The 15,487-nt window shown below is 43.0% G+C and carries 7 protein-coding genes; 4 read left to right on the top strand and 3 right to left on the bottom strand.

From position 1 onward, the window contains the following. Positions 1-45 precede the first annotated feature (45 nt). The 4 genes from QUA50_RS24760 to QUA50_RS24745 all read left to right on the top strand — a co-directional run bounded on the left by QUA50_RS24760 (position 46) and on the right by QUA50_RS24745 (position 10,434). Positions 46-7,833 (top strand): S8 family serine peptidase, encoded by a 7,788-nt coding sequence (locus QUA50_RS24760; protein WP_333299465.1) that lies wholly within the window; start codon positions 46-48, stop codon positions 7,831-7,833. 82 nt (positions 7,834-7,915) lie between these two features. Continuing rightward, positions 7,916-8,665 carry a peptidylprolyl isomerase gene (locus QUA50_RS24755; protein WP_333263516.1) on the top strand — a complete coding sequence of 250 codons (750 nt, stop codon included), beginning with the start codon at positions 7,916-7,918 and terminating at the stop codon, positions 8,663-8,665. A 205-nt stretch (positions 8,666-8,870) separates the two neighbouring features. Continuing rightward, complete coding sequence (locus tag QUA50_RS24750; protein ID WP_333263519.1) at positions 8,871-10,085, top strand: glutathione S-transferase family protein; 1,215 nt, start codon at positions 8,871-8,873, stop codon at positions 10,083-10,085. Positions 10,086-10,203: 118 nt separating this feature from the next. Next, positions 10,204-10,434: a hypothetical protein gene (locus tag QUA50_RS24745; RefSeq protein ID WP_333263522.1), complete on the top strand. Its 231-nt coding sequence runs from the start codon at positions 10,204-10,206 to the stop codon at positions 10,432-10,434. Positions 10,435-10,459: 25 nt separating this feature from the next. Here the strand turns inward: QUA50_RS24745 and QUA50_RS24740 are convergent, their stop codons facing one another. The 3 genes from QUA50_RS24740 to QUA50_RS24730 are packed head-to-tail and all read right to left on the bottom strand — an operon-like array spanning position 10,460 to position 15,314. Beyond that, the gene (locus QUA50_RS24740; RefSeq protein ID WP_333263525.1) at positions 10,460-13,174 is read right to left on the bottom strand and encodes a DEAD/DEAH box helicase family protein; all 2,715 of its coding nucleotides are present in this window, start codon (positions 13,172-13,174) and stop codon (positions 10,460-10,462) included. Continuing rightward, entirely contained in the window at positions 13,164-14,825 is a 1,662-nt protein-coding gene (locus QUA50_RS24735; protein ID WP_333261500.1) for a site-specific DNA-methyltransferase, read from the bottom strand. Before QUA50_RS24735 ends, QUA50_RS24740 begins: the two co-directional genes overlap by 11 nt. Before the next feature lie 21 nt (positions 14,826-14,846). Then, the gene (locus QUA50_RS24730; protein WP_333263528.1) at positions 14,847-15,314 is read right to left on the bottom strand and encodes a hypothetical protein; all 468 of its coding nucleotides are present in this window, start codon (positions 15,312-15,314) and stop codon (positions 14,847-14,849) included. Between the last annotated feature and the right edge of the window lie 173 nt (positions 15,315-15,487).

The raw sequence follows: 15,487 nt of genomic DNA, 5'->3' as shown, positions 1-15,487 counted from the left end.
AGTAAAATCACCCATTCAACGCAGATAAATCAGAGGGCATATACCGTGAGCGAATTAATTAATTACAACGCTACACTTAACCTTGACCATGAAAAAAGCAACCTAGATGCAGTAATAGGAGCGACAAATGCACTCGTACCAGCATCAGATAAAATAAACAGTGGAAACTCTGTTAATAATTCAGTTGGCGCTAACGACTCAGCCACTATAAAAGATATATTACCAAGTATTTTGGACTTAAAGACTGAGGAAATTAATAATGTAATTTTGCCCAGCTCTAGCACCAGCAAAACAAGTGTTTTTTCAAATGATGTAACATCTAACTCTAGTACATCCGATACGGAAATCGATATCTTAACAGGCTTAAAAGTAAACGAAGCGGTAATAGATAATTCAAAAGAGGACTCATTAACGAATCCTTCTGCTTCTCAAAGCCAAACACTTAACAATACGGAACAGCAAAAAGAAAACGTTACGCCAGCAACAAGTCAATCTAAGACGCCAGATACTTCCATTACTTCAACTGAAAATGTAGCGCTCGCACCAGCGATTGAGAAACCATCAGTTTCCGTTGAGGAAACTTCTCCTGTCACAGATAAAGCAGCGGTAACTTCTGAGAGTGAAGATCCAGCGATCGCACAGCTTGACACTGGATCGACCACACCAGTATCGTCAGAAAAGCCAGTTGTGACAACCGAGTCTTCATCTAGCGTCACGGGGGATGCAGGAGCGATCGTATCTAACAACCCTGCAAAAAATTCCGATTCAGCAGTAGTAACCAATAATAATTCAGAAGCGATCGCCTCTGAATTATCAAAATCAGATACCGCCGTTGTCACTACAGCAGCAGCAACATCCGATCCTGCTAAAACCGAAACTGAGGTAACTTCTGCCAACTCCGATGAGTTCGCATCTAATAACCCTGCAAAAAATCCCGATTCAGCAGTAGTAACTAATAATAATTCAGAAGCGATCGCCTCTGAATTATCAAAATCAGACGTTGTCACTACAGCAGCAGCAACATCCGATCCTGCTAAAACCGAAACTGAGGTAACTTCTGCCAACTCCGGCGCGATCGCATCTAACAACCCTGCAAAAAATCCCGATTCAGCAGTAGTAACCAATAATAATTCAGAAGCGATCGCCTCTGAATTATCAAAATCAGACGTTGTCACTACAGCAGCAGCAACATCCGATCCTGCTAAAACCGAAACTGAGGTAACTTCTGCCAACTCCGGCGCGATCGCACCAGCCATCGAGAAACCATCAGTTTCCGTTGAGGAAACTTCCCCTGTCACAAATAAAACAGCGGTAACTTCTGAGAGCGAAAATAAAGCGCTCGCATCTACATCAGATATAACTGATTCAAGTCAAACCCCAAAAAATTCAATAAATTCAACCACTGCTGACGTAACTAAAACATCCATAACCAGCACACCCGCCCAGAATATCACCCAGCTAACATCTCAAAGCTTTACATTTAACACGGGGGTATTTAAAGTTGATGAAACTGGCAAAGTTGGGATTGATTACCTGTTTGACGGTGGTGGATATGAGGGAGAGTTAGGGATTTTTAATCTAGAGGGGATGGAGAAATTAGCTCAAAACTCCGATGCTTTTATTACTGAGGCTGCACGCAGATCGGTAAGTAATTCTAATTTGGGTTATGTCGTCCTTAACGATGCTACTGAAGGAGCCAGATTTAGTGGCGATCTCCCTGACGATATCAACCGCGATCGAGGCGAATATAAAGGCGTTAAAACCTTTACCATGCTTCCAGGGGATAGGTTTGCTTTCATCTTAGTTCCTAATCGAGCTAACTTACAGCAAGTCGCCAACAAGTCTGCAAAAGGCAAGGACACGCGACCTTTATTTTCCCTGCCTATGGCTAACCCAAATGGTAGCTTTATGACAGGGCAAATTGCCGATGTCACGGGTGTAGGAAATACCTTTGTGATGGAAGATTTGCGGGTAGACAAGCCAGGTACAGATAGCGACTACAATGACATTATCTTCCAGGTGCGGGGTGCGACAGGGAGCGCAGTCAGTATAGATAGCGTCATCGATCTAAATAAAGATTGGCGTCCAACTAACTTGGGTAAAGCGTTGATTGAGTACGCTAAACCTTACGTAACACCGGAGAATCCCAAAGTTGGGGAGTTGGTCACAGATGAGTTGTATGATAGCATTTTCGGCAATAAAGATAACCAGGTAGATAACAATAGCAAAACAGAAGCGATCGCCTCTGAAGTATCAAAATCAGACACCCCTGTTGTCACGACACCCGCAACATCCGATCCTGCTAAAACCGAAACTGAGGTAACTTCTACCAACTCCGATGAGTTCGCGCCCGCGATCGAGAAACCATCTGTTTCCGTTGAGGAAACTTCCCCTGTCACAGATCAAACAGCGGTAACTTCTGAGAGTGAAAATAAAGCGATCGCACCGCTTGATTCTGGAGCAACTACACCAGTATCGTCAGAACAGCCAGTTGTTACAACCGAGTCTTCATCTAGCGTCACGGGGGATGCAGGATCGATCGTATCCGATACTCCTCCAACAAATCCCGATTCAGTTGTAGTAACAGATAATAATTCAGGAGCGATCGCACCAAGCAACGAAGAAACCCCGGTAATTAATACTTCATCTGCTACATCTTCTTCGTCAAATTCTACTAACACTGGGGGGGTTACAGAAACTCAAAATCAGTCATCCGTTGTAGTTGTAGAAACAGTTGTGTTAACTGATGCAACGGGAACCAATAGCGGTGAAGAACAAGCGATCGCTACCGATAAACCCTGGTCAGAAAATAATGTGGGAGCGATCGCATCCACCACAACAGATTCTAATCCCGCAGGAAACACACAACCCGCAATCGGGGAAACCTTAAAGAATGAGCAGGTAGTCAATCTGATCGCATCCACCACAATAGATACAAACTCAGAAACTACAGCACAATCGACAGTAGTGGAAACCTCAGATAATCACAATGAGGTAATAAGTGCGATCGCATCCACGACAACAGACACTAACTCAGCATCAAACACACAGCCAACTGTAGTAGAAACTGTTGCGAATGAAGCTGAAGAGATAGGAGCTATTATATCCACTCCACAGGAAACTAATTCTGCATCCACCACCGAGTTAACAGTAAATGTTGACGGCTGGGTAGAACAGACTAAAAAAGATTTCGCTGCTGTTATAAGTCAAGGTAATGCAGATTTAGATAGCTTCCAAAATGAGCTGACCAACATTAATAACAGCCTGACAGACTTAGCAGTAAAACTTGCAGGAGAAATCTATACTGCCGAAAACAACACATCTAATCAGTTGTACGATACATGGTCTGCTCTCGATCGGAGCCAAACAAACGTAAATCAGCTTTGGCAAACGATCGCTAGCGCAGACCAAAAAACAGTTGGCAAGGTAAATAGCCTCTGGAGCGAAATCAAGACAGCACAAGACACATATAACGCAAATCCTCTCCATACAAGCATCCAAAATGCTAACAACCAAATGTACCGCTATTACAGCGAGACATGGGATGCGTTGTATCCAAATAGAGGACTATACCCTGATACCTGGAGTCAGGTGGAATCTTTATACAACTATCACAAACAAGCCCTTGACCAGTATACTGCTCTGAAGAATCAAAGCAATGCTGTCTTTAATAACGCTTGGAACGAATACCGCACGATTGGAGACTTTCGACAAACTGCAATCAATAACGCTATCAGCGAATACAGCACCATTGCTAGCCAGTTAAACAACTCTTGGAACCAATACAGCGAACTCCAGAACAACAGGGATATTATCTTTAACGATGCTTGGAGTGATTATTACAATTTAAATCAACAACGTTGGCAAATTGTAAGTAACGCTTGGAACGAGCATAACGCTATCAAAAATTCCTGGAATGACTGGGGAGGTGATACCGAAGCTCAGATTGATACTTGGGCAAAAATATTCAAATCTGAAGACCGCTGGTATAACCCCGCTGATAATACTCCCAAATCTGGTTTGCCCTTGATTGGCATTATTGACACAGGCTTTAGTGCAGCTCATCCCGATATTGATGGCTCCCGAATTACACTCGGTAAAGACTGGGTGGATGGTGATACTAACCCATTGCTGCAACCAGGTGAAGGTAACGATCACGGCAGCAAGATATTGGAAATTATTGCTGGTACTCGTAAGAATGATATTGGCATTGATGGAATTAACGATCGATCGCCTCTGTGGTTAGGGCTTGCCGTTGGTTCCGATGATTGGGCGCAATCTTTGATTGAATATGTAGATACAGTTAAAGCTTCAGGTGAATCAAATGCTCTTGTCAACCTCAGTTTTGACTTAACTCAAACCAATGCAGATGGTAGCATCACTACTCGTTATGAACTAACCGCTTTAGAACGAGCAGCTTTGACTTACGCCCAGCAAAATAACGTCTTGATTGTGACAGCAACAGGCAATCAAGCAAGCACCATGTCTGCTCTTGGTGAAGCCGTTAAAGAATTTGACAACATCATTACAGTGGGATCTGCTGAAGATTGGAATCGAGCCGATTATTCTAGCTATGGCGAAGTGGATTATGCCAACTACGGCAAAGGTGTTGATCTTCTGGCACAAGGAACTGCCAGCAATGGAACATCTGGCACATCTGTTGCATCAGCTAAAGTTACAGGTGCAGCTTCCTTATTGTGGGCAGCCAATCCTAATCTAAACTACACCCAAATTATCGACATCCTCAAACGAACAGCAACCGATTTAAATACACCAGGTTGGGATACGCAAACAGGTTTAGGGTTGTTGAATATTGCTGCTGCTGTTCATTTAGCAAAAGCAACTGAACCACAAGTTTACACACCTCCTAGTTTTAATCTCGTTCAGGATACGCTCAAAAACTCCAACATTCCAGCGGTTTATTGGCCTGAGTTTTATAACTACTACTACCACTCCGACCTAGAAGCAAAACTAACAGGTTCGGTTTGGAACGGTGCAACTGATGCTGTGGCATCCGAGCGAGCCACAAATATTACACGAAAAGAAGTCTTTCGAGCATTACCTTACTTCCGATATGGTTTGCCAGACTGGTTACCTGATTGGGTTACAGGAGATGCAATAGCGGAAGCGCCAGCGAATCTAATGGTAAATACCTATCAGGCACTTAATCCCTTACCGAAAATAGATGGTCAAAGTTATTCTCATTACGAGATTGAAGACGAGCCTCTTCGTTGGAGTGGATGGCTAGGAAGCGTAACATGGGGAGGGATTAAGAAGGTTATCCTTGTTACGAACGAGGATATTAAACGCCAGTTGGAAGAGACAAAGACAGCAAAGGATGCTGCAAAGAATAAGGTTAATGAGTCTAAGCAAAAACTAGAAAATGAGAAGATAAAAGCACAAGAAGAGCGTAAAAAGCTCGAGGAAGAATTGCGTCAACGTCAAGCGATGCTTAATGCTGCAATCCAACAGACTAATGGAGAAGTAACTCCCGAAATCATAGCGCTTCAGCAGCAAGTTGATGCGAAAAAAGCAGAAATTGATCTACATCAGAAAGCATCAGATGCAAAAATTGCTGCTCTTAAAAGTCAGCTACAAGAAGATGAGAGAAACTTGGAGCAAAAAAACAAGCAATATGAGGCAGCAGTAGCAGCAGCTAAAGCATGGCAACAACAGGAGCTAGAGCGCATCCGCCAGAAACAGGAGGCAGCTAAAAAGGGATTTTTTGACCGCTTGAGTGATAGCGTCAAGCAGTTTTCTAAGGATCTGGGTGAAAAGCTCAAGAGTAGCCTCGACGGCATAGACGTTGGTGCTGTCCTCGATGTCTTAAAGAAAATTCCAGTTGTCGGCACTGTTGTCAATGGTATCGAAGGATTGATTGCCCTGGTTGGAGGAGATTGGAAACAGGTTGTCAAGAACGCTATCAATGGAGTGCTAGGTATAATACCCGGTGGCTCGGCTGTTCCAGAAAAGCTGGTCAATATCCTAGTAGATGTCGGCTGGGGAATTATCAACAAAGACTACAAGACAGCCTTAAAAGATATCCTCAAAGAGCTTGAGGTAAAAAACAATGTCGCAAACACCTTTGTAGATGTTGCCTGGGCGATGAAAGATGGCGACTGGAAGGATGTTTTAAGTGCAGGGTTGTCGGGTGCAGGGTTTAATAATGCTGGCAAATTTGTCGATATTGCCTGGGCTATCAAAGATGGTGACTACAAAAAAGCTCTGAGTACGGGCTTATCAACCACTGGATTTGCCAATGCTGACAAATTTGTAGACGTTGCCTGGGCAGTTAAAGATGGCGACTACAAGAAAGCTTTGAGTGCAGGTTTAGAAACGGCTGGCTTGGGCAATGCTGGAACATTTGTCGGGAATGTTTTTGATGCTATTACAGACGATTACTCGCTGCCAGGACAAAGTATAGACCCCGCCGCTATCCCGCAAAAACACAAGTTATACGAATATCTGGCTCGCGGTATTGCCTACGAAGATCCTAAAGTATCTGCTACTGCCGAAGATGCTTTCAAAGATGACAGTATTTCGGGCAATCAACTTGCTGTCGGTGAAGTGCTGAACTCCGGTTACACAGTTAACAAAGTAATTTCCGATCCAAACACTGGATTTTATGCCGTTGGTCTCGTTTCAACAGATGGCAGTAAACCACCCGTTCTTGCCGTTCGCGGTACGGGAGGCAGCCCAACGGAACGGCAAGGCATCGCAACGTTAAAAGATGTTTTGGAAGATGCCAATCCTATCAGCATTGGATACAGTCAATTCCAAGCGAATAAGAATGAGATCGAAGCTTGGTTAGCGGCTCAAAATCAGCAAGGTCGCCGTCCTGATATTGTTGGTCACAGTTTGGGCGGTGCTTTAGCTCAAACAATTGCGGCTGAATTCACAGATAAGGTGGGTCAAACTGTCACCTTTAATTCTCCCGGAATTGATGATTCGATCGCGCTTAAATTTGCCCTCAATGGAGGAAATCCAGAAAATGTAACCCACTATGTCGTATCTGGCGATATCGTCCAAATGGCTGGAGAAGCATTCCTGCCCGGTCAAGCCGTTCTTTCCTCGTACTCTAATCCTTTTGTCTGGGAAAAACACGGACTTGCTGTGCTCAATGGTGTGGAAATTAAGGGCGAACAAAAAGCATCTGGGGTTAAATTCTCTTCTCTTTCCGTTCTCGATTTGAGCAATCCAGCTTTCCAATACAAAGAGTTAGATTATACCCTGTTCTTAGCCGCATTAGGACTGGTATCGCCCTATGTTTCAACCTCATTAAGTACGCGCCAAACTGCGGAAGCGAATCGCAAAGCAATCGGTGCTTTCTTAAACTCGAACTTCCAAACGATTCAAAGTTGGGTCGATGCTGCTTGGTCTATTAAAGACGGTGATTATCTCAAGGCACTTTCTACTGGCTTTGACATTGCCAAGTTCCAAAATGGTAAAAATTGGATAGATATGGTGCTATCTGTCAAGGACGGCGATTATCTCAAAGCACTCTCGACTGGCTTTGACGTTGCCAAGTTCCAAGATGGTAAGAACTGGGTAGACATGGCGTGGAGTTTGCAGCAAGGCGACTACCTAAAAGCGCTTTCTACAGGATTCAAAGTTGCTGGATTCCCGGAAGGCGAACATTTAGCCCAAGCTGCTGTTAACTTAAGAGAAGGTAAGTATTTGGATGCTTTCTTTGAAGGAATGTACATGATTCCCGGTGTCGAGGATTTAGTCAATGCTTTCAAAGCAGTAGGCGATGGCAATTTCAAAGGTGTCGCCAACTCCCTTGCCAAAGTGGCTGGCAATCCCACGTTGCTCAACTTGCTAGTTGGCTAGTATCGATGCGGGGCGGGTAAACTAGGGATAGTTGTAACCCGCCCCTAAAATTTCAACAGCCCTCATTAACCAACAGTTTCCAATGGACATCAACAATTTTTTATCGATCGACAGTGTAACTTTATCTTTAGAACAATCCCTTGACTATCTCCGCACGGCTGGTAAATTATCAACAGTTGTGTTAGAAATTGCCCAGCAGTATCTTGTAGAAAACGAAATAAAAGCTTTAGAAATTCCCGAACCGGAATCTGAAATTATAGAACAATTTATCCTAGAATTTCGGTTGCAACAGCAATTAACTAGCCCTGAAAGTTTTCAAAAATGGTTATTGACAAATGGGATAAATTATGCTGACTTCAAACAGCAAGTAAGTTTTCGGATTAAACAAGAAAATCTCAAAGAAAAGGTCACGGAATTAAAAGTACAAAAATACTTTGTGCAAAATAAAGAAAATTTAGCTCGGGTTGTCCTTTCCCGAATAGTCGTACAGCATCCAGAAATTGCTCAAGATTTGAAACCGCAACTAGAACAGGGTGCAGATTTTGCCCAATTAGCTAAACAATACTCCACCGTAGATGATGCGGTAGTTGGGGGCGTGATGGGGCCAGTTATTCGCGCTCAGATGCCAGAAATGGTTCGCAAGGCGACAGAAAATGCACAAGTAGGGCAAATTATTGGCCCGCTTCAAATTGAGGGACGCTATTGTTTGCTGAAAGTTGAACAACTGCTACCTGCTTCGTTAGAAGGTGCTTTAAAGCGAGATTTGGAAAATCTTCTGTTTGAGGAATGGTTAAAAGAGAAACTACAAAATATGAATGTCAAGTTGAATTAGATTATTTAATGTGATTGTGATTAGATAAGAATTCTCGCTATTCGTTGTGACTTTGTATGAGGGATAATACCCTTGATAAAAAGTCAACAGTCTCTTTTAACCGCCGAATCATCAAGGGGGTGGCTAACTTGTGGACGATCGCGACTTAGAAACGATATACATTTAGTCTATATTTCTGACAACCATCATCCGCACTAATTCACCCATGACATCCACCACCACCCGCGCCACCCCCCTCACCTGGACACAACTAGAAGCCCTCACAGACTTTCAAATCGATCGCACCAACGGCCCCACCAACGCTCAATCCCGGTTGCGCCTCTTCGGACAAACCGAATCCGATGTGCGAGTCACCCTGTACCGCGACAACCATGCTTGGTGTCCCTACTGCCAAAAAATCTGGCTGTGGCTGGAAGAAAAACAAATCCCCTACCGAATTGACAAAGTTACAATGTTCTGCTACGGGGAAAAGGAAAGTTGGTACAAGCGCAAAGTGCCATCGGGAATGCTACCGGCGATCGAACTAGACGGCCGCATCATCACCGAAAGCGACGATATCTTAATCGCCCTCGAACGAGTCTACGGCCCCTTGGGTTTGGGCATGGAAAACCCCGCAGTGATTCCCCTGCGGCGGTTAGAGCGACTGCTATTTAGAGCCTGGTGCTCTTGGCTGTGCTACCCAGCAAGTTCAGCCAAAGTAGAACAACACAACCGCAACCAATTTATCAGCGTCGTCGCCCAAGTAGAAAAAGCTCTCGGCAGCACTCCGGGGCCCTATTTCCTAGATGAATTTGGCACGGCGGATGTCATCTTTACGCCCTACGTCGAACGGATGAATGCCAGTCTTTACTACTACAAAGGCTACTCAATGCGCGAAGAAAACCCGCGCTTTGCTGACTGGTTTGCGGCGATGGAAACCCGCCCTACCTATCGCGGCACTCAGAGCGATTTTCACACCCACGTCCACGATTTACCGCCTCAAATGGGCGGGTGTTATGAAAACGGCGAACCTCAGATGCTACTCAATAAAGCCCGCGTGGATAATGGGCCTTGGGCTGGACTGCCGGATGTGATGTATCCAGAACCGGAAACTTCCCGCGCTGAAGCACTTCACCGCGTCATCAAGCACCACCGCAACATCATTCGAGTCAATCCTGCTGATGACAACTTGTTCGATGAAGCTTTGCGTTGTGCTTTAACTTTGATGATGACTGGCGAAGTTTGTACGCCGCCGCCCGGTTCTGATGCGGCTTTGCGGTATTTGCGCGATCGGGTGAATGTGCCCCGCGATATGTCGATTTACGCGGCCAAGCGGCTGAGGGAAGCTTTGGAGGAAACGGCGGCTTTGGTGGGTGATGGCCAAGGTTCTCCGATTCTGCTGAAGCATCGGCGAGACCAAGATCCGGCTAATTTTGTGTAGGATTCTGGGGCGATCGGAATCAGACGGAATGGGCGTTGCTGCTGCTCTACTTCATCAGCTTGGAATCTGCTGTATCATTTTGCTACCATTGGTAGTATTAAAAGTGGTACTAATATCTATGAAAGTATCTATCTCTTTGCCAGATGAGCTAGTGCGTTACATTGACGAGCGTGTAGAAAATCGCAGTCGCCTAGTTGAGATTTTATTGCAAGCGTGGCGCAAACAACAAGAACAGCAGGCAATGGTAGAAGCCTGTTTATTGCTGGATGAACTGAGCGATCGATTAACCGATGAGGATGAAGCATGGCAGCAAGCAGCGATTACCGACTGGGAAGCATCTGGCTTGTAACTTTCGATCCCGATCGCCCCTGAAATTAACCCTTAGTAGTGGCGGTATAGCGATCGCTTAGTTTTTGGAGTGTCATATTTTCTTCGAGCTCATCATGGGGAATTAAGACATATTTCCAAGGTTTGCCACCGTGCTTTAGCATATAGTCCGAAGCATATTGACACCATTGAACTGCGACATTTTTCTTAGCAAGCACTTGAGGATTGTCCATTTCATTTCGAGCTTTTGGTTCAAGCATATAGATAACTTCTTCTGTTTCCGCAACAAAATCCGGTTGATATTCTGAATAGTTTCCCTGCCATTTGTAATAAAGCTGAAATTGCCCCTTTGCAGGTTTAAACCACTTGATGGCATCCCTTTCTAAAATCAGTGCTAGTATTCTTTCTGCTTCCGCTTCAAATTTCTGTTCTCGATAGAGGCATTTGGAGAAGCCTGTAAACAGATATTTGGACATATTGCTTTTGTCTCGTGGCGAAGATTTATAATCAAGGCAATTATTAGCATTTGTAGTGTATGCGCTATCTTTTAAGGCTGTAAAACCTTTACTGATTTTGACTTCATAACCTGTTGTTTCTTCCCAGAAATTTTGCTGCATTTGGCTGCGGACAAAATTGGTAATTTCCCTTTGGTAATAGCGTAAAACTTTCTGTGTATCTCCTTCCGATAAGTAGGTCATAAAATGACTGATAACTTGACCCGCCAGGTCATAGAGTAAATCAGCGTGTTCGTCATAGGCAATATCATCGAAGTTGACTAGATTTTTGACAATATAGTTTTCAAGCCGTAATTCTTCAAAGTTTTCTTTGCTAATTCCCATAAATTCAACTTTATTCGTTGTTAGGGATTGAATATGTAATTCTTCTTGGGAGGGAACGGGATAATTTAAGCCTGTGACATCTAGGGCAAAAGACCTGAAACCCGATCGCACTTCCCCTTTATGAATAACCAGAATCTTAGGAATATTGATGGTTTGCTGAATCACTAAATTCGTTGTTTTCGCAACGATCGCTTCAATATCTGGAGGTGCTATTATGCCTTCAAGTTCCATTTGTGCGGGTTGATATTCTCTAGCTACGGCTTCGCGCACCCTTCCCTGAACTTGTGGGGATGCGAGATGGGCGGTGGTTGGGACTTCTTCGGGCCGGCTTTCAAGCTTTAGGATTTCTTGGTATGTAAGCTGTGCAATCTTTTGTTCTATAGGTGATTGAAATAGCGATGGTTGAATATTTTGGGGTTCTGTTTCAGGTAAATTATCAGGTAAATTAATGGGTTGTTCGGGGTGAAGTCCTAGATTTTGGGCTAGTTGCGATCGCGAAATTACTGTTTGTGTCTTTTGCTGTAAGTCTTCATCTGTAAGGATAATTTGTTTTAAGCGGATTTGGGATTCTGGGCGTTTTGCTTCATCGACAATTTCTTGAAATTTGTCATGGGCGACGATATTTAGGCGATCGACTATTTCTACACCTGTACGCATTCCATAGGGCAAACGCAAGCCCCTTCCAATAGATTGCTCGATCAGGATTTTGGAATTTGCGGCTCTCAGAGGGACAATTGTATAGAGGTTGGTGACATCCCAACCTTCTTTGAGCATATTTACATGGATAACTATTTCAGTAGGTTCATCAGTATGTTCTACTTTGAGCAATCGCTCTACCATTTCATCTTCTTGAGCGCCCGTTTTACTAGAGTCAACTTGAATAACTTTATGTTTATAATTTCCTTCGGAAAACTCATCAGATTGAATGAGTTCCATCAGTTTTGAGGCGTGGGTAGTGTCACGGGCAATAACTAATACAAAAGGTTTAACAATCGTTCTTCCAGTTTGAATAGCATAGGTTTCTAATTCAGCTTTAATATTTTTATGGAGATAGATGCCATCTTCTAGTTTAAGACGCTCGATCGCTTCTGGTGACATTGACGCGGGGTTAAAGTCTTTGCGGGTGACGACGGCAGGATCTTTAACAAATCCATCGGTTATGGCACGTCCGAGGGGATAGTCATAGATGACATTTTTGAAAGCTACTGAACCTTTATTGGTTTCGACAAAGGGTGTGGCGGTAAGTTCTAGCCCCATTAATGGTTTTAATTCATTGATAGCGCGAACTCCTGCTGAGGCGCGATATCGGTGCGATTCATCCATGAGAATTACGAGGTCTTTTAATTGAGACAGGTAATCAAAATAGCTTTCGCCAATATATTCGGATAGTCGTTTAATTTTAGGGCTTTTGCCACCACGCACTTCTGAGTTAATTTTTGAGATATTAAAGATATTAATTTTGCATGAAATTTGTTGATCTAAGATCGTTCGCGCATTCATTTCATAGTTGTCACCTGTGATGATGACTGGTGGAGAGATCGCAAATTCAGAGATACCCGTAAATACATATTTTGAGGTGTTGGGCGTAAAGTCGGTAATTAGTTTGTTATAAATGGTTAGGTTTGGGGCAAGGATAAAAAAGTTTTTAATGTTATATGCTAGGTATAAATAACTAATAAATGCGCCCATGAGTCGAGTTTTACCAACACCTGTGGCTAGGGCAAAACATAGGGAGGGAAAGTCGCGCTCGAAGTCAGTAAACGTTGGGAATTCTTTTTTGAGGGCGACTAAACTTGTTTCTCTATCTGTGATGTCTGGGATGGATAAGAGTTCACAAATGCGATCGATAATTTCTAAAGATTGGCGCTGAGGATGGCGCAGACTGAGACGATTAGAAATATTATTAACCAGTTTATTTATCATAGGTATCCAGGTCAAATAGTGATAGTTGTCCGAACTTTGGGGGTGCTTTTGGCAAGTTTTCAATTTTTAGGCTGTAATCATCATGTCCCCATTCACACCGTGAAAGGATTTGTTTGGGAATTTTTTTAACGGTGAGGTTTGGGAATATGTCGGTTTCGCTTCGAAAGGCGGTACATAAAACAAGTAGGGTGCGTTCTTGTCCTACTTCGTCTGCAAGTTTGGATAGTTGTTCGTGACTAAGATTTTGGGTGGTGACATAGATAAAGTCGCTTTCAGTGGAATAGCCATGTTGCCAATACAAAGTGTCGGATGGTGCGTAGGTGAAACCTTCGATTTTGCAGAGTGCTTCGGCAAGCATGGCGGCGTTATAGGTTTTGTTGATCACCCAATTATCCCATTTGTCTTTTTCTAGTAGGGATGGTGCGAGACGATAGTAACGAAACCCACCGCCACCTTTCCAGTTAACTGCTTTAGTAATTCCCCCTTGATCTTCGCCATCAATTACTTTTTTGAGTCGGGGAATGATATGGGTATGACAATGTTCGCCGAGTTCAATCATGATCCAGCGTCTTCCCATTTTCTGCGCGACTGCGCCTGTTGTTCCTGAACCTGCAAAAGAATCAAGAACCAGATCACCTATTTCTGTAGAAATTTGTAAGATGCGACAAATAATATCTTCTGGTTTTGGTGTTTCAAACAAACTATTCTCGCCAAACAAAATCTTTTGATGTGCTTTGGTTTGTCGCGTAGTATCGAGATCGTTCCAAATTGTTGGATACGGACGAGAAGGCTCCTCGGCTGCAAATTCTCTTGTATACGGAACCCATCGCTTTATACCGTTTTGTTGGCGCTGTTTCCAAATTAAATTTCCTTGAGCTATCAAATCTTCAACTCCTTTTTTACCTATCGCCCAGCAAGCCTCTCGGCCATCGTCATGGATTGGAAAAACTGTTGTACCATCAGGAGCAATAACTGGAAAAAACATTGATGGTCGATCTGACCGAAGACTACTTTTGCCGTTCTTTTTTAATAATCGATCTCTGTAAGGGCGATCTGACTCTGAATCAGGTTGTCTATAAGCATGGAGAATTGAGTTATCAGGTTTCTGTTTAAACTGTACTAATCTCGGATCTTTTACAAAACACAGAACGTATTCATGATCGGGTGTAATGGCAACTTTATTATCGTTAGGGCTATCAACTTTTCTCCAAATAAAAGATGTAATAAAACAGTTGCGACCAAAAATTTCATCACAAACCACTTTTAAATAATGTGCTTCATTGTCATCAATCGCGATCCATAAAGAACCATCATTCGATAATAAATTACGCAAAATCTCTAAACGATCGCGCATTAAACCAAGCCAGATAGAATGTTCAATTCCATCATCATAATGTTCAAAAGCTGAGCCTGTATTATATGGCGGATCGATAAAAATACACTTAACTTTTCCTGCAAACTCAGACTCTAAAGCCTTGAGAGCCAACAAATTATCCCCAAAAATTAAGCGATTATCAAAAATATCATTTTCACTCACCTGATGAGCAGCATGATAAGATATTTCTGGATCTTCCAGTAAAATTCGCGGCTCCAGCTTGGGGCGAATATCCTTACCAACCCATGTTAGTTCTAGTCTCTGCTTCTTATTCATAATTAATATCTATCTCAAAAGTTAAACTGTAGGTATATTCGGATTTTCAGCCTGAGCATCCCTGCGAGCTAACTCCTGCATCACCAAACTCGTTAAAGGTTTAACATCAGTTGAATTCTTAAAAATTGCTAAATAGCCCTTATGCTCACTAGCAAATTGAGATTCACTAATATTATAAATCAACTCGGCAAGTTCTAGACCAATTCGTGAAAATTCAGTCTTGTCAGCTTCAGACAAATCAACATCGGGCTTATTTAGCAATAATTTATAATGGCGTGATAAAATATTTAGAATAAAAAATCTACCATGCCGATAAAACATTTTGCGGCGATTCTCGGTCTCCGCTGTTTCAGAATTAGCAAAAATCCGATCGAGATATTGGAATATTCGCACATAACGACAAAGCGTAACTCCTGAAAGTGTATTACTAAATAACCTATCATAATAAAGCTTATAAAGCTGACTAATTTCTCTTTTTGCTGCAACCACTATTTCCGTATCACCGCTAAAACAAGCAAGGGCAACTGCCGCCTGTTCAATCGTAATCGCATCCTGACTCCGCTCAGCCGATGGTCGATATTCATACAGGGTAAACGCATCTAAATTAATTTGACAAACACCTAAATTTGTGCATTACTAAATAACTAAAAAAAACTTTTAAA

It is taken from the genome of Microcoleus sp. M2_D5 (assembly GCF_036701935.1).
Classification (GTDB): domain Bacteria; phylum Cyanobacteriota; class Cyanobacteriia; order Cyanobacteriales; family Microcoleaceae; genus Microcoleus.
Note: the sequence above shows the minus strand (reverse complement) of the source record. Positions and strands in the feature narration are given on the sequence as shown.

What these genes read in the sequence shown, in the direction of transcription:
- QUA50_RS24755 (WP_333263516.1), top strand. Translation starts at nt 7,916, where the DNA reads ATGGACATCAACAATTTTTTATCGATCGACAGTGTAACTTTATCTTTA.
- QUA50_RS24750 (WP_333263519.1), top strand. Translation starts at nt 8,871, where the DNA reads ATGACATCCACCACCACCCGCGCCACCCCCCTCACCTGGACACAACTA.
- QUA50_RS24745 (WP_333263522.1), top strand. Translation starts at nt 10,204, where the DNA reads ATGAAAGTATCTATCTCTTTGCCAGATGAGCTAGTGCGTTACATTGAC.
- QUA50_RS24740 (WP_333263525.1), bottom strand. Translation starts at nt 13,174, where the DNA reads ATGATAAATAAACTGGTTAATAATATTTCTAATCGTCTCAGTCTGCGC.
- QUA50_RS24735 (WP_333261500.1), bottom strand. Translation starts at nt 14,825, where the DNA reads ATGAATAAGAAGCAGAGACTAGAACTAACATGGGTTGGTAAGGATATT.